Origin of the sequence: Streptomyces sp. 378, from assembly GCF_030124145.1 — a bacterium.
Lineage (GTDB): Bacteria > Actinomycetota > Actinomycetes > Streptomycetales > Streptomycetaceae > Streptomyces.
The window spans coordinates 144,248-170,573 of sequence record NZ_JASKMS010000015.1; the positions used below are offsets into that span (position 1 = coordinate 144,248).

Sequence of the window (26,326 nt, forward strand, 5' to 3'; positions counted from 1 at the left end):
GCCAGGTGCCTTCACGTGCGTACAGGCGGTGGGTACGGGACGGCGCTGCCAGTCCGCTGCAGGCGTCCGGGCTCACCGACCACTGCGGGAGGGCGTTCCCGTGACAGCCGTACCGTAGCCTCCGACGGCCGGCTCCGCTTCGGGCACAGCGGATCGGGTCGTATGCCAAGGCTTTCTAGGACAGACGGCGGGGTGTCTGCGATCCACTCGCCGACCGCCAGCAGGGAGGCCGCTCCGGTCAGAACCGCGTACGCGGTCAGTGCGGGTACGACGGCCCGAGCGTGCCGCACGCCGCGCGGATCTCGGGGATCGGGCACCTCGGCCAGTCGCTCCAGCAGGCCCGGGATCTCCTCGGCGTGGACCGGCAAGCTCACCCGCGCCTACCGGCCGCAGACCAACGGCAAGGTCGAACGCTTCCACCGCACCCTGCTCGACGAGTGGGCCTACCTGCGGCCCTACACCAGCAACACCGAACGCACAGAGGCCCTGGCAGACTTCCTGCACACCTACAACCACCACCGCTGCCACACCGCACTCGGCGGCCAGCCACCGATCAGCCGCGTGAATAACGCTGCGGCTCAATACAGCTAGAACCTGCGACGGAAGGCTGTGGCCAGGGTGTCTCCCTCTCTGAGCGTGGGCCTTTGCCGTCTCGTGATGCGCCGTGCTGCAGCCGCTGATCCATTCATAGCCCGGCAGGACGAGAGAGAGGCACACCGGACTGTCTTCATGTCCGGAAATGGTTGTGCGCGAGTCCCCCCACATTGCCTGGCGTGCAGCGGCCATGGATCCTGAAAGGCTTGCCACAGTGGTAGGCGTTTGGGGGATGTGATGGCCCGCCCGGCAGTACGAGATGGCAGGGATCCCAAAGCCGTCCGCGACACTCGCGTCTTGATCGACTGTCTGCAGGAGCTGGTGCGGGGCGCCATCTCCAAGACCATCCGCGACTGTGCCAAGTACCCGGAAACGGTATGGCTCGCGGACGCTCCCGATGGGACCGTGCGCCGTGCTGCGGACGCTGATCCTCGCATCATGGTGGTCAAGCACCGTCCGCCCCAAGAGGCACCGCGGCTGCCGGCGATCCTGCATGGCAGGGTGTCCGCCGAGGCCGCCGCCACCGCCGGGCCGCAACCTCCCGGCCTGATCGACAACACACCGAATGACCGTCAAATGGCCGACGGCCAGGCGGTTGTGGAGGAGAACCAGCCAGCACTGGAGGGCGGCAGATCCGAAGAACGCAAGGCGTACGAGACGTGGGCCGGCAAGTGGATGCGATGGTCGCAAGAAGAGCTGGCGGCCGAGCCGCAGCGGCGACTGCACCAGCAGCTGTACCGGATGGCCAAGAAGATCGAGCAGGACAGTGACACCTTCGAAGTAGTCCTGGCCGTAGGTCTCTTGCAACTCGGAGCCGGTCGTCCCTCGGCCCGGGTCCGCCGGCACATCGTGACAACACCGGTGACCCTCACCGTTGAACCGGCATCGATCAACGTGACCGTTTCTCTGGTTCCGGAGCACCCCGGCCGTCTGGAAGACACCGACTTCCTCAGCGAGTCCGACGGCTACACGTCGGAGTTGCTGGGGGTCGTGCGCTCCGCTGTCGAGGACGTCCCCTTCCACCCGCTGTCGGACCGGGCGGCACAGGCCGTGCGCTCCTGGGCGCAGCGGGCTTTCGGAGTCGACCGCGTGCTCCCGTTCGACCCCACCGGCCAGCACCCCGACCTCACCGCTGAACCCCAGACGCGGTCCCTGCATCTCGCGCCCGCACTCGTCCTGCGCGAACACAGCCAGCGCTCCGTCCTCGGCTTCTACGAGAGCATCGCCCGAGCGCTGAAACGTCCCGGAGCACAAGCGCCTTTGGGACTGGCGCAGCTGCTGTATGACCTTGAACCGGAGCACCGGACGGCCTGGGGGAGCAGGAATGGCTCCGTGCCGCCAGCACTGGGACCGGATCCGCTGTTCCCGATGGTCACCAACGCTGCCCAGCGCGATGTCCTGGACCGGCTGCAGCGCGACACCAGTGTCGTGGTCCAGGGCCCGCCGGGCACCGGAAAGACACACACCATCAGCAACCTGATCGCCGCACTCCTCGCGGACGGCAAGCGAGTCCTGGTCACCAGCGCGAAGAGCCAGGCTCTGAACGTGCTGCGCGACCAGCTACCGTCCAAGCTGCGCAGCATGTGCGTGATCCAAGGCGATCAGTGGCAGGGCGGTAACTCCGATCTGAGCCAGTCGCTGGGAGCATTGGCCCACCTGAACGCGACAACGAACCTTGCTCGGCTCCAACAGCGCATTGACGACCAGCAGACGCAGCGGCACCAGCTCATGGCAGAGCAGGCCAAACTCCAAGACCGCCTGCGTCAGGTACGCGAGGTCGAGTGGTACGAGCACCCCGAGATCGCGCCGGGCTACCGAGGGCGGCTCGACGACATCGTGCAGGGAGTGGCACACGGCGCAGCTGAATATCAGTGGCTGCCGTCCCTGGATGTCCAGGCCCCACAGGTCCCGCCCCTGACCACGGACGAAGCTGAGCGACTGTGGCTGCTCGTTGCCCAGCACGGCCCCGGAATCCTCGACGCCCGCATCCAGTACTGCCCGGACCCGGCAACGCTGCCGGACCCGATGGAGGTTTCCCGCTGCATCACGGAACTTCAAGGAGCCGAGCAAGCCATCGGCCGCGAGCCGGTCACACCGCTGGCGAAGGAACTGGCGGACCACGGTGACGCGTGGCTCCTGGTGCTGGAAGCGCTCCTGGACCGAGCTCAGCAGGCCCTGCAGAGGGTTGGGTTGTCCGCGGACCCCACCTCCTGGCAGGCGGATATCTGGTCCACGCGTGCGCTGCAGGATGGCATAGCCCAGCGATGGCAGCAGCTGTGGGATAGCATCCGAAACGCCTCACAGCGTGCACAGCAGACCCACGATGAGATAGCCGCGGCCTCCTTCCTGGAAGTGGAGATCCCCCGCCTGTCCGAAAGCGAGGAGAAGGAGCTCCTGATCGCGGGCCGCAATCTGGAGCAACACGTCCTGCGCACCGGAAAACTGAACACGCGATGGCCCCGGCCGGCCGTCGTCAAGCAAGCCCGATTCCTTCTGGAACAGTGCCGGGTAGAAGGCATGGCGCCGGCCAGCCGAGAGCACATCACCGCGGTCGTACGGCAACTGGAGATGCGTGCCCACGCCCGCACCCTGCGCGGCCGGTGGACCGGCGTCGGATCGGCCGTCGGACAGGACACCGCCGAACTGATGACGTCCGAGCTCCTGGACAGGGCCGTCACCCTGCAAGCCATCGACACCTGCGTGGAGGTCATCCGCCAGGTCCACGCAACCCTGCTGGCCGACGGAATCCCGACACCGGTCACCACCGCCGAGCAGTGGCGCGACATCCGCCAGGCCACGGCCCAGGCCCGTGGACTCCTGTGCATCAGAACCGCAACACAACGCTTCGAAGAGCTCCTCAAGAGCCTTCCGCCGCCTCACCCGCATGGCGTGGAAGAGCTGCAGCGCGCGGCGGATGCAGCAGCGGCCCGTGATGCGCAGGCCTACGCGCAGGCGGTGGAGGCACTGGCTGCGGCTTACCAGCGTGAGGCAGATCGGCGCGAGACCGGGAAACTCTTCGAGTGCCTTGCCGAGGCCCACCCCGAACTCGCCAAGGACTTCGCCGGCGATCCCCTCGCCCCGCACTGGCGCTCCCGGTTCGCCGTGCTGCCCCAGGCCTGGGCGTGGCGGCAGGCGCAGGAGTTCCTCGACACCCACCTGCTCCCAGGACGCGAAGAGCAACTCGAAGGCGAACTGGCTCAGATCCAAGGCCGGCTGCACGACCTGGTGGAACAGCTGGTCTGCGACCGCGCAGCATTCCATTGCGTCAGCCGCATGACCACCAAGCACAAACAGGCCCTGGCTGCGTACGCCAGCGCCGTGGCCAACGCAGGCCAGGGAACCACCGAATACGGCAAACGCCACCAGCGTCACGCGCGCTCAGCCATGCAGACAGCGCAAGGAGCGGTACCAGCGTGGATCATGCCGCTGAACCAGGTAGCGGAAACGATCAGTCCAGAGCCGGACTCCTTCGACGTCGTCATCGTCGATGAAGCAAGCCAAGTGGGCCTGGACGGCCTGCTGTTGCTCTGGCTCGCACCCCGCATCATCGTCGTCGGCGACGACCGGCAATGCGCCCCGTTCTACAGCGGCAGCAAGCATGACCGGATCACCCAGATCTTCGACGAGCGCATGGCCGACCTCGAACCCTGGCAGCGCGAAGGCTTCGACCCCAAATCCAACCTGTACGAACTGCTGCAGTCCCGCTTCACTGAAGTGATCCGTCTCACCGAGCACTTCCGGTGCATGCCGGAGATCATCAAATGGTCCTCTATGCAGTTCTATCCCGACAACCAGCTGGTCCTGCTGCGCCAGCACGGCTCCGACCGCCTCCCGCCGCTGAAGGTCGTCCATGTGCCCGAAGGGCACTGCGAAGGACGCCGTGACAAACTCATCAACCGGCCGGAGGCGGAGGCCGTCGTCAACGAACTGCACCGCCTCACCCAGGACCCTGCCTACGCAGACCGCAGTATCGGCGTGATCATCCTGCGCCACGGCGACCAGACACGACTGGTACAGGACCTCGTCGACCAGCGCATAGACGTGTCGGCACGCGAACGCCACAGCATCCTCGTCGGTACACCGGAGCAGTTTCAGGGAGACCAGCGCGACGTCATCCTCCTGTCGATGGTCGTCGACGGAGCCAACGTTATCGCCGCGACCGGCCGCAACAATGAACGACGCTTCAACGTGGCCGCCAGCCGGGCCCGCGACCAGATGTGGCTCTTCCATTCCCTGACCGTCGACCAGCTCAGCAGCAAAGACCTGAGGCGCTCCCTGCTCACCTACATGGTGAGCCCGCCACCGCCCTACACACACCCACACCAGCCCGCCCACGTCAGCGCAGACCGACACTGCGAGCCCTTCGACTCGCTCTTCGAGCAGCGTGTCTTCCTGCGCATCAAGGAACGCGGCTACGACGTGGTGCCCCAGTGGGAAGTCAACGGAAAACGCATCGACCTCGTGGTCACCGGAGGTCACGGACGCCTCGCAGTGGAGTGCGACGGAAGCCCTCACCACTCCACCCCGAAGCAGATCCACGACGACGCCGAGCGCGAGCGGGAGCTTCGCCGCGCCGGCTGGACGTTCTGGCGCATTCGCAGCAGCGCCTTCGCCCTCTCACCAGACGAGGCCTTGGTACCTCTGTGGGAACGCCTGACCGAGCTGGGCATCCATCCCCGCACGGTCCGCGAGTCATCCATCGATGACGCGCCGACTGACATGCCCTGGGCTCCGGTCGGCCTGGCCGAGGCCGAACCCGACGAAGACGCGGACCCCTACGACGGCGAGCCGGACGAAGACAGCGAGGAACACTGACATGGACAACTTCGACGACAGCACCCTCGAAGAACTGGCCGCCATGGTCTGCGGTGACGAGCCGGGTATGAAACGCCGAGCGGGCTGGGAACTGGCTCCATTCCTCCGCCGGGCCGGCTGGGAAGACGTGCCCGACCACGACGGAAGCCCTCGCCACCGCTGGGTCCACACCATCCTGTGCGAACGGCAGGAAGACCAGACAGGAGACACCGAGCGCGTCATCCTGCGCCTGGCCAACCGACGGGAATACCAACAACAACCTGCCGACTACGACGCCGTCATCCAGCGCCTCCAGGAAGTCCTCGCCCTCGAAGGCCTCCGCATCGACTACCGCAAGGGGCAGCCCTTCCTCATCGAGTACGACCCCGACGAACCCCCTCGCCCCCAGCGCGTGGAGCTGAAGGTGGCCATCACCGACATCGTCTCCGATCCCGACCTGGCCCGCGCCGTTCAGCTACGCCTCGATGAAGCCCGTATCTGCCAAGAACACGGCGCCTACACCTCCGCCGTCATCATGCTCGGGAGCCTCCTCGAAGGCGTCCTCGTCCATGCTGCCGACTTCAGAACTGCAACCGTGCCGCTGACCCGCCCCGCCCGCGACACCCGGCTGCAGGACCTCATTCAGCACGCCCACACCAACCAGTGGATCGACCAAGACGCAAAAATGGCCTCGGACCTGCTACGGACCTACCGCAACCTGGTCCACCCCCTCGCGGAAAAGCGCGCCAAACACAGCGCAGACTTCGACACCGCCGACCTCTGCTGGTCCACAGTAAACGCCGTGCTCAACGACCTGGCAGCAAGCCACCCTCATGAATGATCGAGGTTAAAGATCTCCGCCGTTTCGCGACGAGTGAGAATGCCTTGGCCAGGTCGTGGCCGGAGCAGTACTGCTTCCTCTCTGTGACGCGTGCGAGCCCCGCCTGCAACGCTGTAACCGGAATTCTTGGTGGGCAGGTCACGCTCTGAACGCGTCGGACTATTCGTTGACTGTTAATGACCTGCCTGTACCCGAGTCGATGTCCCGGGCGAGCTGTTGGGCATATCCGGCGAGGAGTTTCCGTAGGTCGACGTAGTGTCGAAAGGTATTTGGCCGGACGAGGTTATACCAGGTGGTGTTGCGGCGCAGGGCCCATTCGCGCTGCACGTGTCGAGGCTGTTCGGCCTCGATGGGGCGTGGGGCGAAGAGGTGCTCGCCTTGTGTGACCTGTACCCAGATGTAGACGGAGGCGTCCTGGCGTTTGCGGTCGCCGACCGGTGGCCGGATGGGGCCGGGAAGCGGTGGCAACTCGCTGACCAGGGCGTCCCATTCGTCCGGAGGAAGGGCCCAGTCCCTGAGCGCCTCGCGTCGGCGCTGGTAGTCGATGAGTGGTCGCCGGGGTGCTCGGAGTTCGGCACCGAGCTCGCGGAGGACTCGTTCGAACTCGGCTGGACTGCGTCCTGCGCGCTCCCAGCGTTTGAAGTCGGTGTTGGTTCTGAACCGCACCAGGCTTGGGGTGATGCCGAGGTAGGCCGCGGCCTCGTCGAGGGGTCCGCCTATGGCCCACTGGACGAGCCGGACTGCAGCGGTTCGGCGTAGCACCTTCGGGGCAATGCCGGTAATAGGTGCGAAGTATCTTTCATACCAGTCCAGTTCCAGGTATGCGGGGATGTGTTCTGGTCGGTAGTCGTCCCGCAGTGGTGCTCGGAATCCCTGTGGGCCGCCGATTTTGCGGTAGGTGCGGGTCAGGGGTTCGGCTGCGTCTCGGAATCGTGGTGAGCACGAGTTTTCATGTCGGGCGTAGATGCGTACCCAGGGCGTACGTGTCGGCCGTTCCCCGGGGGTATGGACGAGGTGGGAAAGGTGTTCGGACAGATCGTCTGCTTCGAGTAAGGCGTGTGCGGCGCGTAGGAGTCCAGCACAGGCGATCGGGTCACGGGGCGGTACATCGCGCAAGCGAGAGTGCTGCAAACCGTTGCTGGTACTCGAATTCCCTGAAGCGGAGTGGACGTACGCGGCCATATGCCCGGCGAAGGTGGTGTCGAGAAGATGTTGCCCTACTGGCCAAGTAGTAGCGATCAGTGCGGTGGCCAGCCGGAGATCAGTGAAGTACTCGGATGCGTCCGAGGCCGGAGTCAGCGGTTCTAGGCGAGCAAGCAGGGACTGCTGGAAGCGAAGGATGTCCGGTGTTGGGTGTGGCCGACGGTAAGGATCTGTAGCAACTCGCTGATCGAGTCTGCCGCCGCAGGCGCGGGACTTTCGTTTCCGGGTTGGGGTGCCGATCGTCCACCGGCATTGCGCTGGGTGCAGGGTGTGATCGTTGGCCCGCTCAATCAGGCGCCCTGATATGGCGCGCGGCTGCCCACAGCGCGGGCAGCTTGCTTCCAGATAGGTCTGGTGTTCTACGCAGCTGAAGACAAAGGGTAGGTGCCATAGCTTGCGCCAGGGACCGCCGTGGAATCGCTGGGCTGGGGTGCAGTCGCCCGCCAGACAGGTGGGGCAATACCGTGGGGAGCCGACGAAGAGCCATGGGTCCGGCCTCTGTCCCGGTCCCGGTCCGGACACGGACGACCAGGCGATGGGGGGATACCGGTCTCGCCACTGTGTCAGTGTTAGTGCCGACACTTCCTCGGCTGTCTGGCGGGTCAGTCGGGCGAATCCTTGGGCCTCCGGCCCGCTGAGATTCAGCAGCAGACTGCCTGGGATGTGATGGGCTTGGACGCGATCGGTCCAGCCCGCCGCACGGATCAGTTGCAGAGGCGGGAGGCTGAGGCGATGCCCTAGCCGAAGCAGGTAGCTGACAAGGGACTCTCCTGAGGCAGGTTCGAGACTCCGGGGCAGTGGATGCATCGTGGCTTCTCCGTCAGGCGCCCGCGCGGGCAGCCGGGCCAGGGTCATCGAAAACGGTGTTCCGGGGTCGTTTCGCCTGCGTGGCCTTCTTGACGGCGGTCCGCGGGGCGGCCGGGATGACGGGCTCGTCCGGCGGCTGCTCGGGCTCGTCCCGCCGGAGCACGATCTCGTCCAGCAGGCTCTCGTCGATCATTTCTTTCCCGGAGTCCATGGCTTCCTGGGCGCCGTCTTCGAGCAGGCGTCCCAGCAGGCCGATGACACCGCCGGTGCGACGCATCAAGTACTCCGGCATACCGCCGCCGGTGAGCATGCCCTGCGTCGCGTTCATCAGCCGCAGGTGCTTCTCGATTCCCTTCAGGTGATTGACGAAGGCCGCGATCTGTTTCGGGGTGGTGTAGCGGAACCGGTCGATCTCGATGAGCTCGAAGCGGTGTTCCGTCTGGGTGACCTCCAAACCGTGGATGCGGGTCGACTCCAGAGGTGGCATCTCCCATTGCCGGGTCTTCTTGTTCCACTTGGCCTCACGCAGCAGCCCGATGCCGGAGATGTTGACGCCGGTCAGGATCAGAGTGACGTCCAGGCTCATAAGGGCCCGCATCAGGTCGAGGACATCCTGGTCGTCGGCTCTGTGCATCCGCAGCCGGCTGATGTCGTCCAGAATCAGAGCTTTGACGCCATGGTCGTAAAGGGAGTCGGCGACCTGCCGTACCAGTTCCGGCAGCGTGGCCGACTTGCGCGTCGGGGCCCGGAAGAAGCCTAAGATCGACGTGCAAAGGCTTTTCGGCGTTGCTGTCACCGGGGTCGAGACATAAACGACCGGTGCGTGGAGATCGCGGGTGCCCGGCAGAGCCTGGGGGTTGAGGTGGCTGTGGAGTTCAAGCCACTGCTTTTCGAAGACGGCCCCGGCTGAGCAGACAGACGCGGTCTTGCCGTAGTTGCCCCAGCCGCTGATCATGACGCCGGCGCGGGTCGGGTCGTTCTTCTTCCTCGTGTTGCCGCTCAACCGGCGCCGGATCAGCTTGCCGACCTTGTCATGCATGGGGGTGTCCTGCAGCGGGAGGTTCGCGTTCGTCAGCTCCCGGTAGAGGTCGTAGTCGTACCGGCGGCTCTCAGGGAGCATCGACCACTTTTGCGGGGAGATCGTCGGAGCGGGGACGAGTAGGTCGTAGTGGGTGCGGTAGTGCTGCCAGCCAACGTAGGTGTCGAGGGGCGGGCGGCTGCCCAGGATCAGCTCGGCGATCCTGGCTCGTGAAGGCAGACCGTCCAGCGGATCATCGTGAGAGAGGGCTCGGGTCACGTGTGGTCCTCCTGGACAGGTGTATCGGCTTCCGAGTCGTCGGGGGGCGGAAGCCGGAACATGGGACGCCGGTTCAGGGCCTCGTGCAGCGTTGCCGGGGCCACGGGCTTGACGTCGGCGAGGGCTTCTTCGCGTCGTCGACGGCGGTCGGCGTCGACCGCGTGGTCGATCGTGCGGGCGTGCTCGGCCCAGGCCGCGGGCATCTCAGCCGGAGCTAGCTCATCCGCGATGGCGGGTGCGGCGGGGCGGTCAGCGGCCGCAGCCTGTGCGCGGGTGATCTCGCGGGCTTGGGCGACGCGCTGCTTCTTTCCGGCCTTCCTCTTGGCCTGGCTGGGCCATTGGTCGACTGGGGTGACCGAGCCGAGGATCCCGAGCAGATGTTCCAGGAGCTCGCTCTCGGAATGGATCCTGATCTTGTTCGCCCTCACGCGTGTCAGCAGGGCGTCGGCAGTCTTGTCCGAGAAAGCAGGGATCTCACCTTCGGGCGGCAGTCCTCTCCAGCGCAGAATGTGCCAGGTCTCGTGGTCGGCAGGGTCCTGGAAGAACACCTGCCGGCGGTCCCTCCGGTCACTGCGGACAACCCACTTGCCCGCGTGTTTGCCGCCCCGGGCGGAGGGTTGCTGGAAGCGCGGCTCGTCGAAGACCGGGTGGTGATACCAGAGCCCGAGGATCTTCACCCCGCGACGAGGATGGATCTTCACGTGGTGTTTGCGCAGGACCTTGTAGTAGAAGCTCGGTTCGGGGAAGTCCAGGTCGAAGCCGCCCTGTTCCATCGCGGCAGCGAACAGGGTGTTGGGGCTGTGGTCTTCCCCCGGCGCCCAACTCGGGGCGTATTCGCCTAGTTTACGGTTCTGCCAGATCTGGACGATCCAGGTCGCGATGATGTGCTCGGCTTGCACGAGCGTGAGGCTCGCATCGCGTTCCGGGTCGGCCCCGCGGTCCGCGACGTCACTGCCGGTGAATCCCAGCAGGTGCTCGAAGAGCATGGTCTGGATGGTGAGGAGCTGGCGCTCGACCGCGAACTTGTCGGTCTGCCGCAGGACGCGAGCAGGCAGGATCCGGCAGCCGATCTCCGTTTCGGCTTCCACCAGGTCGTGATTCTTGTAGGGGCCCCCGTGGTCGGTGGTGACCGTCTCCGGGGCAAAGAACGGCAGAGCGGCGACCCGGTGCCCGGTGAACTCGGCGATAACCTCGGCCGGCACCCCTGCGTAGGGCCATTCCATGTCCTCGCCCCAGCCGTCCCGCATCGGAAGCGGCAGCATCACGTCCCGCAGCAGCATCGCGATGTCGACCGAGGTGTCGGACTGGAGCGTGAGCCGGAAGGCCGGCAGCCCGTGCGTGTAGAGATCGAGTGCGAGGGTCAGCGTCGCGGTGATCGCGTCGCCGAACACGGTCTCGCGCAGCTTCACCGGCATCGGGGTCGAGTCCAGCACCAGAACCTGGCCCGGCCTGTGGACCACCACCCGGCCGGAGACCCCGGCCTCCGCGGCCGCCTCCGCCGTCCGCCCGTAACGCGGCCGAGCTCCGCCGGGCCCGAACCACTCCTTCCAGACGGCCGCGAGCGTCCAGCGTGAAGGGATCTTCTCAGTGGGAAACGTCGGGAACCGCTCACGCATGTACTGGTGCATCAACCGGTGCTTGGCGCCCTGGCTCAGGCGGGCGCGTGGGCCGCACTCGGCCTTTACTGCGAAGATCGCCTCCCGGACCTCCTTCGTGATGGTGCGGTGCCCGCTGCGTCGCCGCGTCCAGCGCCCGTCCGCGCAGGCCAGCAGGAGACTGTCGCCCGCCAGTCCCGACAGACGTACCAGCGTCCGGTAGCTGAGGTGCTGCAGACCGCACCGGACCGCCTCCGGACGGGGCATCGCCTCTATCTCCGCAGCCTTCGCGTACCGACGCTGAGTCAACGTCGTGCGGTCCGGGTCGTAGGCCGGCCGGGGCTCACCCGGCAGGGCCCGAGCCGGGTGGCCCTCCCGGAACCCCGTCTCGGCCTCCAGCACGTGCGCCGCCCGCAGCCGGGCCCGCTCTAACTGGTCCTTGGTCAAGTCGGCCAGTGTCCTCGGCTGCCGGGCGACCGGCGGCGGGCGCCCTGACTCGACTGCCGGAAGAAGCCGCAGGTCAGCATGGTTGATGAGCCAACGGAACGAGCGGGTCTCCGCGCGGCCGTCGTCATCCACGAGGACGAGTCGGCCGAGTTGACCGTGGACGTCGTCAACCGTCCACTCGACGCCATTGAGCGCGACCCGCCTACCCGGCGCGATCTGCAAGAATCCCCTCGCTGCCATCACACCGCCCAGATCAGTGAGCTGTGGCGCAAGGGACTGCCCAGGTCAACGCCGAGCTCGCGGTGCCAGAGCAGCCGGACGATGTTCGCCCGGCCAACGGAAGGCACGCTGGTCGCCTCCGCCAGGTCGGAGAACGTCATCGCCTGCCCCTTCTGCCCGCTGATAGCGGTGAGCAGCTGCTCGCGCATGCCGAGAAGGTCCCTCGCCGGCCGCCGGCGCGAGGACAGGTGGTCAAGGACGCTCCAGACATGCGGTCGCCAGCCCGCGACCACCGAGTAGCGCCAGCCGCAGGCAGCCGCCACTTCCCTGGCCGCCGCGAACTTCAGCGCGTCCTCTTCCTTGATCAGCTCCATCGGGCGGACGTCCAGCAACCACATCCCACCGCCGATCACGGCCAGGAAGTCCGGGATGTGCCAGGCGCGCCCGCCCGCATGCTCGAAATCAAGCCGGAACGGCTGCGACAGCACTTCCGATGCCCTCAAGAAGTCCAGCGCGACCAGCAGGCTCACTTCCTTCAGCGACTCGAAGCCATGCTTCCCGCCCGCTGACGCCATCGCCTCCAGGCCGGGGCGGTGCCGCTGCTTCGCCCGCCACGTGAACCCCCGCATCGGCCGGGACGACATCACCGGTACGTGAGCCATGTCCCGGACCGGCCAGCAGACCTCGTCGGTGCCCACCTGCCACGTCGAACTCCACCGACGCGGCCAGTCGTCCCCGAGCCGCAGCCGATCCCGCAGTCCGGCGTCCCCGTCGTACGCCGTGACAAGGTGGTCCAGCTGACTTGAATCCGACGGGATCTTCGCTCTCGCTGCCTCGCCCACTCATCCAGAGAAGCACCACTCGACCGGCGACGGGGGCGTTTCGCTGGTACTGCCCGCAACACAGCGTGACGGGACCAAGATTTACCAACCAGCGTTCTCCATGTGCCAACTAAAAATCTCCGTCGCAGCTGGTCTCGCACCGCCCCGCATGGGATTGCATAAAACTGCGGCGAAACGTATAGTCATGCCCTCTAAGGAGGAGGATCCATGGCGGTACGTGCGGCAGTGGCCGGAGCGAGTGGGTACGCGGGCGGGGAACTGCTGCGTCTGCTCCTGGCGCACCCCGAGGTCGAGATCGGCGCCCTGACCGGCGCCTCGAACGCGGGGCAGAAGCTCGGTGCGCTCCAGCCGCACCTGCTGCCCCTGGCCGGCCGGGTGCTCCAGGAGACCACCCCGGAGGTCCTCGCCGGCCATGACGTCGTCTTCCTCGCGCTGCCGCACGGGCAGTCCGCCGCCGTCGCCGAGCAGCTCGGCCCGGACGTACTCGTCGTCGACATGGGCGCCGACTTCCGGCTGACGGACGCCGCCGCCTGGGAGAAGTTCTACGGCTCGTCGCACGCCGGAACCTGGCCCTACGGCCTTCCCGAACTGCCGGGTGGCCGCGCCGCGCTGGAGGGGTCCAAGCGCATCGCGGTGCCCGGCTGCTACCCGACCGCCGTCTCCCTCGCCCTCGTCCCGGCGTACGCGGCGGACCTGGCCGAGCCCGAGGCCGTGATCGTCGCCGCCTCCGGCACCTCCGGCGCGGGCAAGGCGCCCAAGCCGCACCTGCTGGGCAGCGAGGTCATGGGCTCGATGTCCCCCTACGGCGTCGGCGGCGCGCACCGGCACACCCCCGAGATCACCCAGAACCTCAGCGCGGCCGCGGGGCAGCCGGTCTCCGTGTCCTTCACGCCGACCCTCGCGCCCATGCCCCGCGGCATCCTCGCCACGTGCAGCGCCAAGGCCGCCGACGGCGTCACGGCCGAGTCGCTGCGCACCGCCTACGAGAAGGCGTACGCCGACGAGCCGTTCGTGCATCTGCTCCCCGAGGGGCAGTGGCCCGCCACGGCGTCCGTCCACGGTTCGAACGCCGTTCAGGTGCAGGTCGCGTACGACGAGGCCGCCGGGCGGATCATCGTGATCAGTGTCATCGACAACCTCACCAAGGGCACCGCGGGCGGTGCCGTCCAGAGCATGAACATCGCCCTGGGTCTCGACGAGACCACCGGACTTTCCACGATCGGAGTCGCACCGTGAGCGTCACGGCAGCCAAGGGATTCACGGCGGCGGGCATCGCCGCCGGGATCAAGGAGAACGGCAACCCGGACCTGGCCCTCGTGGTCAACAACGGGCCCCGCCGCGCCGCCGCCGGCGTCTTCACCTCCAACCGTGTGAAGGCCGCACCGGTTCTGTGGTCCGAGCAGGTGCTGAAGAGCGGCCAGGTCTCCGCCGTCGTCCTCAACTCCGGTGGCGCCAACGCCTGCACGGGCCCCAAGGGCTTCCAGGACACCCACGCGACGGCCGAGAAGGCCGCCGAGGTCCTCGGGCGGGGCGCCGTCGAGGTCGCGGTCTGCTCCACCGGCCTCATCGGCGTGCTGCTTCCCATGGACAAACTGCTCCCGGGCATCGAGACGGCCGCCGAGGCGCTCAGCGAGCACGGCGGCGAGAAGGCCGCCATCGCCATCAAGACCACCGACTCCGTCCACAAGACGTCCGTCGTCGCCAAGGACGGCTGGACCGTCGGCGGCATGGCCAAGGGCGCGGGCATGCTGGCCCCCGGCCTCGCCACCATGCTCGTCGTCCTCACCACCGACGCCGACCTGGACAACGAGGTACTGGACAAGGCCCTGCGGGCGGCCACGCGCACGACCTTCGACCGGGTCGACTCCGACGGCTGCATGTCCACCAATGACACCGTGCTGCTGCTCGCCTCCGGCTCGGCCGAGGTCAGCCCCGGCTACGAGGAGTTCGCCGAAGCCGTACGGCAGGTCTGCGACGACCTCGGCCGGCAGCTCATCCGGGACGCCGAGGGCGCCAGCAAGGACATCAGGGTCGAGGTGATCAACGCCGCGACCGAGGACGACGCCGTCGAGGTGGGCCGCTCCATCGCCCGCAACAACCTCCTCAAGTGCGCCCTCCACGGCGAGGACCCCAACTGGGGACGCGTCCTCTCCGCGATCGGCACCACGCGGGCCGCCTTCGAGCCGGACCGGCTGAACGTCGCCATCAACGGCGTGTGGGTCTGCAAGAACGGCGGTGTCGGCGAGGACCGCGACAAGGTCGACATGCGCTACCGCGAGGTGCACATCGTCGCCGATCTCGCCGCCGGGTCCGAGACCGCCACCATCTGGACCAACGACCTCACCGCCGACTACGTCCACGAGAACAGCGCGTACTCGTCATGAGCAGTGGAGCCACGCGCAAGCACACCGCGCTGCCCAAGGCGCAGATCCTCATCGAGGCACTGCCCTGGCTGGTCCGGCACAACGGCAAGACGGTCGTCATCAAGTTCGGCGGCAACGCCATGATCGACGAGGACCTCAAGGCCGCCTTCGCCCAGGACGTGGTGTTCCTGCACCACGCCGGTCTCAAGCCCGTCGTGGTCCACGGCGGCGGCCCGCAGATCAGCGCCGCCCTCGACCAGCACGGCATCGTCAGCGAGTTCAAGGCCGGCCTCCGGGTCACCACCGAGGACGCCATGGACGTCGTACGGATGGTGCTGGCGGGGCAGGTCCAGCGCGAGCTGGTCGGGCTGCTCAACCAGCACGGGCCGCTGGCCGTCGGCCTGACCGGCGAGGACGCGCACACCATCACCGCCACCAAGCACCAGCCCGAGATCGACGGCGAACTGGTCGACATCGGCCGGGTCGGCGAGATCACCGCGATCGACACCGGCGCCATCCAGGCCCTGCTCGCCGACGGCCGCATCCCGGTCGTCTCCTCGATCGCCCGCTCCCAGGACGACGGACATGTCTACAACGTCAATGCTGATACGGCGGCTGCGGCACTCGCTGCTGCACTGGACGCCGAAACCCTCATGGTCCTCACGGACGTCGAGGGCCTCTACGAGGACTGGCCGCACAGCGACGAGGTGATCAGCCGCCTCACCGCCACCGAGCTGGAGCGGCTGCTGCCGGACCTGTCGTCCGGCATGGTGCCGAAGATGGAGGGCTGCCTGCACGCCGTGCGCAACGGCGTGACCACCGCCCGCGTCATCGACGGCCGGGTCCAGCACTCGATCCTGCTGGAGATCTTCACCGACGAGGGCATCGGCACGATGGTCGTGCCCGACGAGCACGAGGGGGAAGCCGTATGACCGCCCATCAGGAGTACGCCGAGCGGTGGCAGGGCGCGCTCATGAACAACTACGGCACCCCGCTGCTGCCCCTGGCCCGCGGCGAGGGCACCCGCGTCTGGGACGCCGACGGCCATTCCTACCTCGACTTCGTCGGCGGCATCGCCACCAACGCCCTCGGCCACGCCCACCCGGCGGTCGTCGAGGCCGTCACCCGGCAGATCGGCTCCCTCGGCCACATCTCCAACTTCTTCATGGCCGAGCCGACCGTCGCCCTCGCCGAGCGGCTGCTGCGCCTGTTCGGCCGGGACGGCAAGGTCTTCTTCTGCAACTCCGGCGCGGAGGCCAACGAGGCCGCGTTCAAGATCGGCCGGCTGACCGGGCGGACCCATGTCGTCGCCACCGAGGGCGCCTTCCACGGGCGGACCATGGGCGCCCTGGCGATGACCGGCCAGGCCGGCAAGCGCGAGCCGTTCCTGCCCCTGCCCGGTGACGTCACCCACGTGCCCTTCGGCGACGCGCAGGCCCTGGCCGCCGCGGTCACCGAGGAGACCGCCCTCGTCATCCTGGAGCCGATCCAGGGCGAGCTCGGTGTCGTCGTCCCACCGGCCGGCTACCTCAAGGCGGCCCGGGCGATCACGGCGGCGACCGGGGCGCTCCTCGTCCTCGACGAGGTGCAGACCGGCATGGGCCGGACCGGCCACTGGTTCGAGTACCAGGCCCACGAAGGCGTGCTGCCCGACGTCGTCACCCTCGCCAAGCAGCTCGGCGGCGGGCTCCCGCTGGGCGCCACCGTCGCCTTCGGGCGGGCCGCGGACCTGCTCCGGCCCGGCCAGCACGGCACGACGTTCGGCGGCAACCCCGTCGCCTGCGCCGCCGGACTCGCCGTCCTCGACACCATCGAGAACGAGGGGTTGCTGGAGAACGTCAAGCGGCAGAGCGAGAGGTTGCGGGAGGGAATCGAGGGTCTCGGCCACCCGTTGATCGATTTTGTCCGGGGCACGGGACTCCTCCTGGGTATCGTGCTCACCGAGCCGCTCGCGCCCCAGCTGCGCCAGGCGGCTCAGGAGGCCGGATTCCTGGTGAACGTGCCCGCCCCCGACGTCGTCCGGCTGATGCCGCCGCTGAACCTCGGCGACGACGAGACGGACGCGTTCCTCGGGGCGCTGCCCGGCATCCTTCAGGCAGTGAGCGGGGACGGACGATCCGGGGAATGAGTCGACGATGAGCCAGGCGCAGGACCACGAGCAGCCGGGGGCGAACGGGCCCGCCGTGCCGCAGACCCGCACCGCCCGCCACCGCCGGATCGTGGACATCCTCAACCGGCAGCCGGTCCGCTCGCAGAGCCAGCTGGCGAAGCTGCTCGCCGACGACGGGCTGAACGTCACGCAGGCGACGCTCAGCCGGGACCTGGACGAGCTGAACGCGGTGAAGATCCGCAACACCGACGGCGACCTGATCTACGCGGTGCCCAGCGAGGGCGGATTCCGTACGCCCCGGGCGCCGCTGGGCGGGTCGGCGAAGGAGGAGCGGATGCGGCGGCTGTCGCAGGAACTGCTGATCTCCGCGGAGGCCTCGGCGAACCTCGTGGTCCTGCGCACCCCTCCCGGGGCCGCGCAGTTCCTGGCCTCGGCCATCGACCAGGCCGAACTGCACGACATCCTGGGGACGATCGCCGGTGACGACACGCTGCTGCTGATCAGCAGGGAGCCGGCGGGTGGGCAGGCGCTGGCCGATCATCTGCTGAGGCTGGCGCAGAACGGGCACTAGGGGTTGCCGTTCGGGTGCGGGAGCGCTGTGGCTGATCGCGCAGTTCCCCGCGCCCCTGGGGCGCAGCCGCTGCGCCCGCGCCCGCCCAAGCCTCAACTCACCCCAGCCTCGCAGCCAACCCCCCCGTGCACCGCACCTCATCCCCTGCCGTGATCAACAGCGCCTCCACGTCCGGCAGCGACTCCAGCCACGCCAGGCCTTCCCGCGACCCCATCGCGAACGCCGCCGTCGCCCAGCAGTCGACCCACGTCAGCCGGGGCCCCACCACCGTCACGGCGACCAGGTCGGTGACAGCCGACCGCCCCGTACGGGGATCGACGATGTGGTCTCCCCGCTCCGCCGTACCGGACGTGGCCACGGAAAGCTCGTCGGCCCCGGCGGCCGAGATGACCGCCGCCAGGCCTCCCGGCCGCAGCGGGTCGGACACACCCACGCGCCACGGCCGCTGCCCGCCCGGTGTCCCGAGCAACTGCACGTCCCCGCCGCCGTTGAGGCTCACCCCGCACACCCCGGGCACGTCCGCCAGTCGCCGCGCGGCCCGTTCGACGGCCCAGCCCTTGACGATGCCGGTCGGATCGAGAGAACCCCGGTACGAGGTGCTGAACCAGCCGTCGCTCAACCGCTCCGCCTCCGCGGCCAGTTCCAGCACCTCGGCGACCTCGGGGTCGCACTCCTCGACGGTCACCTCCCCACGCCGCAGCCGGGAGATCTGGCTGTCCTCGCGGTACGTGCTGAACACCGCGTCGACCCGGTGCAGCCCGGTGACGGCCTCGTCCAGAGCCGCGCGCACGGCGTGCGGTTCCCCGCCGCGGACGTCGAAGGAGAAGACGGTCCCCATCGTCTCCTCGGCATGACGTACCGCGGCGGGAGCCTCTGCGGAGTCGGTCACCTGGTCAGCCACCGGCCTGGTCCAGCGCGGACTGGAGGGACTGCTTGTAGCCGGCACTGGTGTACGTCGCCCCGGACACGGCGTCGATCTGCGCGTTCCCGGCCGCTACGGCCGCCTGGTTGAGGCGGGGGACGGAGGAGGAGGTGATCTGGTCGCTGCGGCCGCCCTTGGGGGCCTGGACCGCTTCCGCCTTGGTGATCTTCCCGCCGGAGACGGTCACCCGCACCTGCACCGGGCCGTACTGCGTCTGCGCGACGCTGCCGGTGAGGGTCCGGGTCTCGGCCTGACCGCCGCCCGACCCCGCGGCCTGCGAGGAACCGCCCCCGGCCGGAGCCTTGTCCAGGGCCGACTGGAGGGACTGCTTGTAGCCGGCACTGGTGTACGTGGCACCGGAGACCGCGTCGATATCGGCGGTTCCGGCCGCTACGGCCGCCTGGTTGAGGCGGGGGACGGAGGAGGAGGTGATCTGGTCGCTGCGGCCGCCCTTGGGGGCCTGGACCGCTTCCGCCTTGGTGATCTTCCCGCCGGAGACGGTCACCCGCACCTGCACCGGACCGTACTGCGTCTGCGCGACATCACCGGTCAGCGTCTGCGCGTCACCCCCCGACCCCTGCTGCGCTCCGGCCGACGCCTTCGCCTTGTCCAGGGCCGACTGGAGGGACTTCTTGTAGCCGGCGCTGGTGTACGTCGCGCCCGAGACCGCGTCGATCTCCGCGCCCTGCGCCGCGACCACCGCCTGGTTGAGGCGCGGCACCGAACTCGCGGTGATCTGGTCGCTGCGACCGCCCTTGGGCGTCTGCACCGCCTCGGCCCGGGTGATCCTGCCGTTGCTCATCGTCAGGCGGACCTGCACCGCGCCGTACTGCGTCTGCGCCGCGTCACCGGTGACCGCGCCGTTCACGCCGCCCTGCGGTGCCTGCCCGGCCGCCGCGGGCGGTGCCTGCCCCGCCGCCTGGGCCGAGCCCGGGTCGGAGGCCGGCTTCAGGGACAGCAGAAGCACGATCCCGGAGACGGTGGCTGCGCCGGCGAGCACGGCGCGCCGTACGGGGTGAGACTTCCTCATCGTTTCCCAAACTCCTGAAGGGCCGTTGGTGTCCCGTCGCTCACATCTCGAACGACTCGTGATGGATACGGCGGGCGGGTACTCCCGCGCCGCGCAGTGCCTCGTAGACGGACTGCGCGAAGCCGGGCGGCCCGCACATGAAGACGTCGTGGTCGTCGATGTCCGGGATCTTCCGCTGGAGGGACTCCGCGGAGATGTCGGGGCGTTCCCCGTCCGGGCTGTTGACCGCGTACATCAGCCGGGCGCCGCGCTCGTCGGCGATCTTGGCGAGCTCGCCCCACAGCGCCAGGTCCTGGGTGCTGTTGGCCCGGTAGAGGAGCGTGATGTCACCGGACGAGCCCGGCAGCGTCTCGAACAGCGCCCGCATCGGGGTGATGCCGACACCACCGGCCACCAGCAGCACCTTGCCGCGGCTGCGGCGCTGCGCGGTCATCGCCCCGTACGGGCCCTCGGCCCACACCCGCGTGCCGGGCGTCAGTTCGCGCAGCCGGGAGGTGTGGTCGCCGATCGCCTTGACGGTGATCCGCAGCATGTCCGGGCGGGGTGCCGCCGACAGGGAGTAGGGATGTGAGCTGAAGCGCATGCCCGGCGCCATGAACCGCCAGCGGAAGAAGTGCCCGGCCTCCGCGCCCATCCGGTGCAGCCTGCGCCCGCCGATCAGCACGGACACGATGCCCGGGGTCTCCTCGATGACGGCCTCGACCCGCATGCGGTGCCGCAGGTTCAGCCGGATCGGCGTGAGGATCCGGTACCAGACGACCAGCGCGGTCACCACGCCGTACAGCCCGTACCAGAAGGTCTTGGCCGTCGGCTCGACGGCGAACTCGTTGCCGGTCGTGATCTGGTGCCAGAACGTCAGGTACACCGCCGCGTACGTGAGCAGGTGCACGTGGTACCAGGTGTCGTAGCCGATCAGGCGGCGCACCCCGCCGATCGACAGGATGCCGATGAGGAACAGCAGGCCCGTGCCGATGGCGGCCTTGCCCATGTCGGGCAGCTGGTTGATGGAGTCGGTCGTCTGCTGGACGATGTCGCCGAGCCCCTTGCCCGCCTGCAGGGCGTAGCCCCACATGATCAGGAAGACATGGGCCAGGACCAGGCAGAGCGTGTAGCGGCCGGTCATGGCGTGCCAGCGCGCGACCCGGTCGGTGCCCACCCGGCGCTCCAGCGCGGGCACCCGGGCCATCTGGAGCACCACGAGTGCCATGAGGTAACCGGCGAGCAGGCCGGTGATCCGGCCGGCGGCCAGGATCTTGCTCGTGGTGTCCGCGAGGGCCGGTGTGTTGTCCCACCACAGCCACAGCACGGCCGCCGCACCGGCCCACAGGGCGATCAGCAGTGGGACGGCCGGGGAGCGGCGCGGGCGGATGCGGCGCATCGTCTGGCGGCGGGCGGCACGTCCGCCTGCGAGCGTGGTGGTCACGGTTCCTCCGTGGGGACTTGACCCTTGGCCCACAGATACGTGCCGGGAGACGGGAGTGTTCAGCCGCGTCCCGAGTCGGCTGCGAACAGGAGTGACCGCTGGTAACACGGACACGGCCGGCGCACCGTCACAGACCCGTGACGGCCGTCTTCCCGCTCGTCGTGCCGACGGCGATGTGCGGCCGCCGCGCGGGGTCGGCCCAGGTCAGGATCCGCCGCATCGCGTCCTCGGACACGCAACCGGCCGTCGCACCCCGCCCGTTGACGTGGAGGAAGATGCCGGCGCCGCGCCCCCGCACGGGACGCTCGTAGTTGAAGCCGATGACGAGCGCGTGTGCGTACTGGGCGCGGTAGGTGATCAGCTGCTCGGCCTCGGCGGCCCGGCAGTCGGCCGCGCGCGGCTCGCTCCAGCGGTTGTAGGAGCGGGAGTCGTTGTCCTGACACCACCAGGAGTCCCGGTGCACCCTGCGGTAGCCGTACGCCGTCCCGCGCGGTGCCGCCTTGATGCCGAAGGCGTACGGCAGGCCGTAGAGGCCGGTGGGTGTGGTGCTGGTGCCCTGCTTGCGGGAGGCACCCGCGACGAGCCCGTTCGCTCCGAAACGGGCGGGCGCGGAGCCCATCTTCACCCAGCGTCCGTCCCCGCCGCGGTCCCACCAGCTGACCGTGCCCGTGGTCGAGGACCGCTCCGGGGCCACCGCGGTGATCAGCTGGGTGCCGCCGCCGGTGTCCGCCATCCGGGCCGGCAGCGGTGGCGCGGGGGCGGGCGGCCCGGCGCCGAGCACGATCAGGGAGGAGACGGCGAGGGCTACGGCACCGGGGCGCATGCCTCAGACCGTAGAGGGCGGCAGCGGCAACGGCAGCCCGGGTAGTCCGTCCAGGCTGCTGGCGATGTGCTCCTTCTTGCTGAAGTACGCGCTGAGCGATGCGTCGTCCTCCCGGGCGAACCGCTTGGCGTGCAGGTCCCGGTCCTCCTCGTACGCCATGAAGGGGACCGCGTAACCGCAGGTGTCGCGGACGAGTTCGGCGGTGACGACGATGATCGCGCGCAAGCCGTGCCGGGTCGGGTCGATGTCCGGGAAGTGCGCGAGCAGGTCCCCGAAACGGGGGTCGTCGCGGAAGACCGGTTCACCCCTGCCGTGCACGCGGACGATGTTCGGCGGGCCCTGGAAGGCGCACCACATCAGGGTGATCCGCCCGTTCTCCCGCAGATGGGCGATGGTCTCGGCGTTGGAACCGGCGAAGTCGAGGTAGGCCACCGTGAGCTCGTCGAGCACCGCGAAGGAGCCGGTGAGCCCCTTGGGTGAGAGGTTGACCGTGCCGTCGGCGGCCAGGGGGGCGGTGGCGGTGAAGAAGACCGGCTGCGCCTCGATGAACGTGCGGAGCCGGCCGTCTATGCGCTCATAAGTCTTTCCCATGTCGAACGATTATGGTCGCAGATCTTTCGACGGTCTAAGGAATCGCGGGATCCGGTCACCTCTGCCGGATCCCGCAAGCAGGCGTCGTCCGTGGCCGCCCCGGCCGGCGCTCCCACGGGGCGGCCACAGCGCCTGTCACCTCACTTGGTGAGCGTGCAGGCGGCCAGGGAATCCAGTCCGGCCGGCTTCTCGGCCGTGCGGCCGATGGCGGTGGCGATGCGGTTGACGGTGGCGATCCGCTTGTCCTCCAGGGGGCCGAGGATGGCGTTCTGGACGAAGTTGGGTCCGCCCTGGCCGACGGTGTCGACGAGACGCTTGTTGGCCTCGGCGATCTGCGTGTCCAGCAGGGTCAGGTTCCGGTCGACCTCGGCCTGGGCCGAGGCGGGGATCGCCGGCAGCTGGGAGGCGACGTCCGGGCAGCTGATCGTGCCGGCCCCGGCGTTCCCCGCCTCGCCCGCACCCGCACCCGCACCCGCGCCGCCCTCTTCGGCACCCGCACCGGCCTCCGCGCCGGCACCTGCCCCGGCGCCCGCGCCGCCCTCTTCGGCACCCGCACCGGCGCCCGCGCCCGCATCCGCACCGGCGCCCGCCTCGCCGCCCGCAGCCCCGCCCGCCCCTGCGCCACCGTCGGCGTTCAGCTGGCAGGCGGCGAAGGCCTCCAGACCCTCGGGCTTCGCGGCGGCTCGCCCGATCGCGGTCTCGATGCGGTTCAGAGCCGCGACGCGCTTGTCCTCCAGCGGGCCGAGGATGGCGTTCTGGACGAAGTTGGGCCCGCCCTGGCCGACGGTGTCGACCAGGCGCTTGTTGGCCTCCTGGATCTGCGTGTTCAGCTGGGCGAGGTTGCTGTCGACCTCCGCCTTCGCCGAGGCGGGGACCGCGGGCAGCTGGCCCGTGACATCCGGGCAGGTGATGGTGCCGGGGCCCGCCAGCGTCCGGGCGCTCGCGCCACCGCTGTCGGGCGTCTCCCCGGCGAGGGCGAAGCCGGCGATCACCGTGCCGGACAGTGCCACCGCGGCGGCGCCGCCGATGAACGTGACGCGACGCTTGTTGTACTTCGGAAGAGCCCTGGACATGCGGATGCCTCACTAGGGGTCGGGGGTGTCGTCGGTGTCGTAACGCGGCGCCTGCGTTCGGCGAGAGGTACGGGTAAGCGGTTTCCCGCGTTCAAAGGATCTTCAAATTCCTCTCTCCTGACCGGAAACCGCTCCTCGGCCCTGCCGAATTGACGAATCATGCAGAGGTCTGCATACTCATGCATGACGGTGAGGCACATCCACACTCCTTGAGGAGCACGCAGGTGAGCAGCAACAGCGGTGACGTCCGGCTCTGGGGCGGTCGTTTCGCGGACGGTCCCGCCGAGGCACTGGCGAAGCTGTCCGCGTCCGTCCACTTCGACTGGCGGCTCGCGCCGTACGACATCGCCGGTTCGCGCGCCCACGCCCGTGTGCTGCACAAGGCGGGTCTGCTCACGGACGACGAGCTGACCCGCATGATCGCCGGGCTGGACCAGTTGGAGGGCGACGTCGCCGACGGTTCCTTCGTGGGCACGATCGCCGACGAGGACGTCCACACCGCCCTGGAGCGCGGCCTCCTGGAGCGCCTCGGCCCCGACCTCGGCGGCAAGCTGCGCGCGGGCCGCTCCCGCAACGACCAGGTCGCCACCCTCTTCCGGATGTATCTGCGCGACCACGCCCGGATCGTCGGCGGTCTGATCGCCGAGCTGCAGGACGCGCTGATCGGCCTCGCCGAGGCCCACCCGGACGCGGCCATGCCCGGCCGCACCCACCTCCAGCACGCCCAGCCCGTCCTGTTCGCCCATCACGTCCTGGCCCACGTCCAGTCCCTCTCCCGGGACGCCGAGCGGCTGCGCCAGTGGGACGCGCGCACGGCGGTCTCGCCCTACGGCTCGGGCGCGCTGGCGGGATCCTCCCTCGGACTGGACCCCGAGGCGGTGGCGAAGGACCTCGGCTTCGAGCACGGCAGCGTCGGCAACTCGATCGACGGCACGGCTTCCCGTGACTTCGTCGCCGAGTTCGCCTTCATCACGGCGATGATCGGAGTCAACCTCTCCCGGATCGCCGAGGAGATCATCCTCTGGAACACGAAGGAGTTCTCCTTCGTGACCCTGCACGACGCGTTCTCGACGGGCTCGTCGATCATGCCGCAGAAGAAGAACCCGGACATCGCGGAGCTGGCCCGCGGCAAGAGCGGCCGCCTCATCGGCAATCTGACGGGCCTGATGGCCACCCTCAAGGCCCTCCCGCTCGCGTACAACCGCGACCTCCAGGAGGACAAGGAGCCGGTCTTCGACTCCATCGACCAGCTGGAGGTCCTGCTCCCGGCCTTCACCGGCATGATGGCCACCCTCACCGTCCACCGCGAGCGCATGGAGGAACTGGCCCCGGCCGGCTTCTCCCTCGCCACGGACATCGCCGAGTGGCTGGTCAAGCAGGGCGTCCCGTTCCGCGTGGCCCACGAGGTCGCCGGCGAGTGCGTGAAGGTCGCCGAGGCCGAGGGCAAGGAGCTGGACGAGCTGACGGACGAGCAGTTCGCCAAGATCTCCGCCCACCTCACTCCCGAGGTCCGCACGGTCCTCAACGTCCCCGGCGCCCTGGCCTCCCGCGACGGCAGGGGTGGCACGGCCCCGAGCGCGGTGGCAGTGCAGCTGGCCGAGGTGAAGGCCGACGTGGCGGCGCAGCATGAATGGGCTGTGGCCAAGAGGCAGGGCTGAGGGGAACGGACCGGAGGGGCGCGGGGAACCGCGCGACAAGTTCCGCGCCACCCGCACCCGCCGCAACACAGCGGGACCCGAGCTCTGAGGCGAAGGTCATCGCGGGGGTTACGTTGGTCGTCAGCAGCCGACCGAACGGAGCCCGCGATGCCCTTCGCCCGCCTGGCCTCAGCAACGACCCCCACCTGCCACATCGGCCTGGGCCTCGCCGCCGTCGGACGCCCCGGCTACATCAACCTCGGCCGGGACGAAGACCTCGGGCAGGACCGCGGCGTCGAGACGCTGCGCGCCCGCACCCATGAACTCCTCGACGCCGCCTACGCCCAAGGCGTCCGCTACTTCGACGCCGCCCGCTCCTACGGCCGCTCCGAGGAGTTCCTCGCCGACTGGCTCAAGGGCAGGCCCGGCCTCGACGACATCGTCGTGGGCAGCAAGTGGGGTTACACCTACACCGCCGACTGGTCCACCGACGCCGAGAAGCACGAGGTCAAGGACCACAGCCTCGCCACCTACGAACGGCAGCGGGCGGAGAGCGACGCCCTGCTCGGCGACCGGCTCGACCTCTACCAGATCCACTCGGTGACCCCGGACAGCCCCGCCCTCACCGACAAGGAACTGCACACGAAACTCGCCGAAGCCGCCGCGCGGGGCCTCACCGTCGGCTTCTCCACCAGCGGCCCCGCCCAGTCGGAGGCGATCCGCGCGGCCCTGGCCGTGACGGTCGACGGCGAACCCCTCTTCCGTACCGTGCAGTCCACGTACAACGCGCTGGAGACCTCCGCCGGCCCCGCCCTCGCCGAGGCGTACGACGCCGGACTCACCGTGATCGTCAAGGAGGGCATGGCCAACGGCCGCCTCGCCGGGCCGCACGCCCCGGACGCCCTCAAGGAGACCGCCGAGCGGACCGGGCTGGGCTGCGACGCGGTCGCCCTGGCCGTGATCCTCCGGCAGCCCTGGGCCGGTGTCGTCCTCTCCGGCGCGGCCACCACCGCCCAGCTCGCCTCGAACCTGCACGCCGCGGTGGTCGATCTCGACGACGACCAGCTGGCCCGCCTCGCCACGCTGGTGGAGGAGCCGCACACGTACTGGGAACGGCGCGGGCAGCTGCCCTGGCACTGATCAA

General features: G+C 69.0%; 20 protein-coding genes and 2 pseudogenes. 10 read left to right on the forward strand and 12 right to left on the reverse strand.

Features of this window, described 5'->3' with window-relative positions; translation table 11 throughout:
* Positions 1-11: 11 nt before the first annotated feature.
* Entirely contained in the window at positions 12-374 is a 363-nt protein-coding gene (locus QNO09_RS21310; protein WP_349636980.1) for a transposase family protein, read from the reverse strand.
* Between QNO09_RS21310 and QNO09_RS21315 the strand changes: the two are divergent.
* From QNO09_RS21315 to QNO09_RS21325, 3 genes and pseudogenes are all read left to right on the forward strand, one after another.
* Positions 364-591: pseudogene (locus tag QNO09_RS21315) on the forward strand (integrase core domain-containing protein); the annotation flags it as partial. The gene QNO09_RS21310 and the pseudogene QNO09_RS21315 overlap by 11 nt on opposite strands.
* A gap of 300 nt (positions 592-891) precedes the next feature.
* Positions 892-5,409, forward strand: coding sequence for a PDDEXK-like endonuclease domain-containing protein (locus QNO09_RS21320; RefSeq protein ID WP_283971810.1), 4,518 nt, complete (start codon positions 892-894; stop codon positions 5,407-5,409).
* A gap of 1 nt (position 5,410) precedes the next feature.
* Positions 5,411-6,229 carry a hypothetical protein gene (locus QNO09_RS21325; protein WP_283971811.1) on the forward strand — a complete coding sequence of 273 codons (819 nt, stop codon included), beginning with the start codon at positions 5,411-5,413 and terminating at the stop codon, positions 6,227-6,229.
* Between the two features lie 159 nt (positions 6,230-6,388).
* Here the strand turns inward: QNO09_RS21325 and QNO09_RS21330 are convergent, their stop codons facing one another.
* The 5 genes and pseudogenes from QNO09_RS21330 to QNO09_RS21350 form a co-directional block, all read right to left on the reverse strand.
* Positions 6,389-6,991: a hypothetical protein gene (locus tag QNO09_RS21330; RefSeq protein ID WP_283971854.1), complete on the reverse strand. Its 603-nt coding sequence runs from the start codon at positions 6,989-6,991 to the stop codon at positions 6,389-6,391.
* 795 nt (positions 6,992-7,786) lie between these two features.
* A pseudogene (locus QNO09_RS21335) lies at positions 7,787-8,287 on the reverse strand (TniQ family protein); the annotation flags it as partial.
* A complete protein-coding gene (locus tag QNO09_RS21340; RefSeq protein WP_085571020.1) occupies positions 8,253-9,536 on the reverse strand; it encodes a TniB family NTP-binding protein in 1,284 nt (427 codons plus the stop codon). The pseudogene QNO09_RS21335 and the gene QNO09_RS21340, both read right to left, overlap by 35 nt.
* Positions 9,533-11,818 (reverse strand): transposase, encoded by a 2,286-nt coding sequence (locus QNO09_RS21345; RefSeq protein WP_283971812.1) that lies wholly within the window; start codon positions 11,816-11,818, stop codon positions 9,533-9,535. The genes QNO09_RS21340 and QNO09_RS21345 overlap by 4 nt, the downstream gene beginning before the upstream one ends.
* Complete coding sequence (locus QNO09_RS21350) at positions 11,818-12,495, reverse strand: TnsA-like heteromeric transposase endonuclease subunit (RefSeq protein WP_283971813.1); 678 nt, start codon at positions 12,493-12,495, stop codon at positions 11,818-11,820. The genes QNO09_RS21345 and QNO09_RS21350 overlap by 1 nt, the downstream gene beginning before the upstream one ends.
* Positions 12,496-12,846: 351 nt before the next feature.
* On the opposite strand from QNO09_RS21350, the gene argC reads away from it, so the two are divergent.
* The 5 genes from argC to QNO09_RS21375 are packed head-to-tail and all read left to right on the forward strand — an operon-like array spanning position 12,847 to position 17,683.
* On the forward strand, positions 12,847-13,875 hold the full coding sequence (argC, locus tag QNO09_RS21355; protein ID WP_283971814.1) for an N-acetyl-gamma-glutamyl-phosphate reductase: 1,029 nt from the start codon (positions 12,847-12,849) through the stop codon (positions 13,873-13,875).
* Positions 13,872-15,023, forward strand: coding sequence for a bifunctional glutamate N-acetyltransferase/amino-acid acetyltransferase ArgJ (gene argJ / locus QNO09_RS21360; RefSeq protein WP_283971815.1), 1,152 nt, complete (start codon positions 13,872-13,874; stop codon positions 15,021-15,023). The genes argC and argJ overlap by 4 nt, the downstream gene beginning before the upstream one ends.
* Entirely contained in the window at positions 15,020-15,934 is a 915-nt protein-coding gene (argB, locus tag QNO09_RS21365; protein ID WP_283971816.1) for an acetylglutamate kinase, read from the forward strand. Before argJ ends, argB begins: the two co-directional genes overlap by 4 nt.
* Positions 15,931-17,130, forward strand: coding sequence for an acetylornithine transaminase (locus QNO09_RS21370; protein WP_283971817.1), 1,200 nt, complete (start codon positions 15,931-15,933; stop codon positions 17,128-17,130). The genes argB and QNO09_RS21370 overlap by 4 nt, the downstream gene beginning before the upstream one ends.
* Before the next feature lie 7 nt (positions 17,131-17,137).
* The gene (locus tag QNO09_RS21375) at positions 17,138-17,683 is read left to right on the forward strand and encodes an arginine repressor (RefSeq protein ID WP_283971818.1); all 546 of its coding nucleotides are present in this window, start codon (positions 17,138-17,140) and stop codon (positions 17,681-17,683) included.
* A 97-nt stretch (positions 17,684-17,780) separates the two neighbouring features.
* On the opposite strand, the gene QNO09_RS21380 is transcribed toward QNO09_RS21375, so the two are convergent.
* The 6 genes from QNO09_RS21380 to QNO09_RS21405 form a co-directional block, all read right to left on the reverse strand.
* Positions 17,781-18,521 (reverse strand): FAD:protein FMN transferase, encoded by a 741-nt coding sequence (locus QNO09_RS21380; protein ID WP_451521644.1) that lies wholly within the window; start codon positions 18,519-18,521, stop codon positions 17,781-17,783.
* A 55-nt stretch (positions 18,522-18,576) separates the two neighbouring features.
* Entirely contained in the window at positions 18,577-19,635 is a 1,059-nt protein-coding gene (locus tag QNO09_RS21385; RefSeq protein ID WP_283971820.1) for an FMN-binding protein, read from the reverse strand.
* A 40-nt stretch (positions 19,636-19,675) separates the two neighbouring features.
* On the reverse strand, positions 19,676-21,058 hold the full coding sequence (locus QNO09_RS21390; RefSeq protein WP_283971821.1) for a ferredoxin reductase family protein: 1,383 nt from the start codon (positions 21,056-21,058) through the stop codon (positions 19,676-19,678).
* 127 nt (positions 21,059-21,185) lie between these two features.
* On the reverse strand, positions 21,186-21,881 hold the full coding sequence (locus tag QNO09_RS21395; protein WP_283971822.1) for a L,D-transpeptidase family protein: 696 nt from the start codon (positions 21,879-21,881) through the stop codon (positions 21,186-21,188).
* 3 nt (positions 21,882-21,884) lie between these two features.
* On the reverse strand, positions 21,885-22,472 hold the full coding sequence (locus tag QNO09_RS21400; RefSeq protein ID WP_283971823.1) for a pyridoxamine 5'-phosphate oxidase family protein: 588 nt from the start codon (positions 22,470-22,472) through the stop codon (positions 21,885-21,887).
* 140 nt (positions 22,473-22,612) lie between these two features.
* Positions 22,613-23,545, reverse strand: a complete 933-nt coding sequence (locus QNO09_RS21405) for a hypothetical protein (RefSeq protein WP_283971824.1) — start codon at positions 23,543-23,545, stop codon at positions 22,613-22,615.
* A gap of 224 nt (positions 23,546-23,769) precedes the next feature.
* Here QNO09_RS21405 and argH point away from each other — a divergent pair, with 224 nt between their 5' ends.
* Together argH and QNO09_RS21415 are read left to right on the forward strand one after the other, a co-directional pair.
* Entirely contained in the window at positions 23,770-25,203 is a 1,434-nt protein-coding gene (argH, locus tag QNO09_RS21410) for an argininosuccinate lyase (protein WP_283971825.1), read from the forward strand.
* Positions 25,204-25,350: 147 nt separating this feature from the next.
* Positions 25,351-26,322 carry an aldo/keto reductase gene (locus QNO09_RS21415; protein ID WP_283971826.1) on the forward strand — a complete coding sequence of 324 codons (972 nt, stop codon included), beginning with the start codon at positions 25,351-25,353 and terminating at the stop codon, positions 26,320-26,322.
* The last annotated feature ends 4 nt before the right edge of the window (positions 26,323-26,326 follow it).

Excerpts from the sequence above, each read along its gene's own strand:
- QNO09_RS21325 (WP_283971811.1), top strand. The coding sequence starts at position 5,411 with ATGGACAACTTCGACGACAGCACCCTCGAAGAACTGGCCGCCATGGTC.
- QNO09_RS21345 (WP_283971812.1), bottom strand. The coding sequence starts at position 11,818 with ATGGCAGCGAGGGGATTCTTGCAGATCGCGCCGGGTAGGCGGGTCGCG.
- argC (WP_283971814.1), top strand. The coding sequence starts at position 12,847 with ATGGCGGTACGTGCGGCAGTGGCCGGAGCGAGTGGGTACGCGGGCGGG.
- argB (WP_283971816.1), top strand. The coding sequence starts at position 15,020 with ATGAGCAGTGGAGCCACGCGCAAGCACACCGCGCTGCCCAAGGCGCAG.
- QNO09_RS21370 (WP_283971817.1), top strand. The coding sequence starts at position 15,931 with ATGACCGCCCATCAGGAGTACGCCGAGCGGTGGCAGGGCGCGCTCATG.
- QNO09_RS21375 (WP_283971818.1), top strand. The coding sequence starts at position 17,138 with ATGAGCCAGGCGCAGGACCACGAGCAGCCGGGGGCGAACGGGCCCGCC.
- QNO09_RS21380 (WP_451521644.1), bottom strand. The coding sequence starts at position 18,521 with ATGGGGACCGTCTTCTCCTTCGACGTCCGCGGCGGGGAACCGCACGCC.
- QNO09_RS21385 (WP_283971820.1), bottom strand. The coding sequence starts at position 19,635 with ATGAGGAAGTCTCACCCCGTACGGCGCGCCGTGCTCGCCGGCGCAGCC.
- QNO09_RS21395 (WP_283971822.1), bottom strand. The coding sequence starts at position 21,881 with ATGCGCCCCGGTGCCGTAGCCCTCGCCGTCTCCTCCCTGATCGTGCTC.
- QNO09_RS21400 (WP_283971823.1), bottom strand. The coding sequence starts at position 22,472 with ATGGGAAAGACTTATGAGCGCATAGACGGCCGGCTCCGCACGTTCATC.
- QNO09_RS21405 (WP_283971824.1), bottom strand. The coding sequence starts at position 23,545 with ATGTCCAGGGCTCTTCCGAAGTACAACAAGCGTCGCGTCACGTTCATC.
- QNO09_RS21415 (WP_283971826.1), top strand. The coding sequence starts at position 25,351 with ATGCCCTTCGCCCGCCTGGCCTCAGCAACGACCCCCACCTGCCACATC.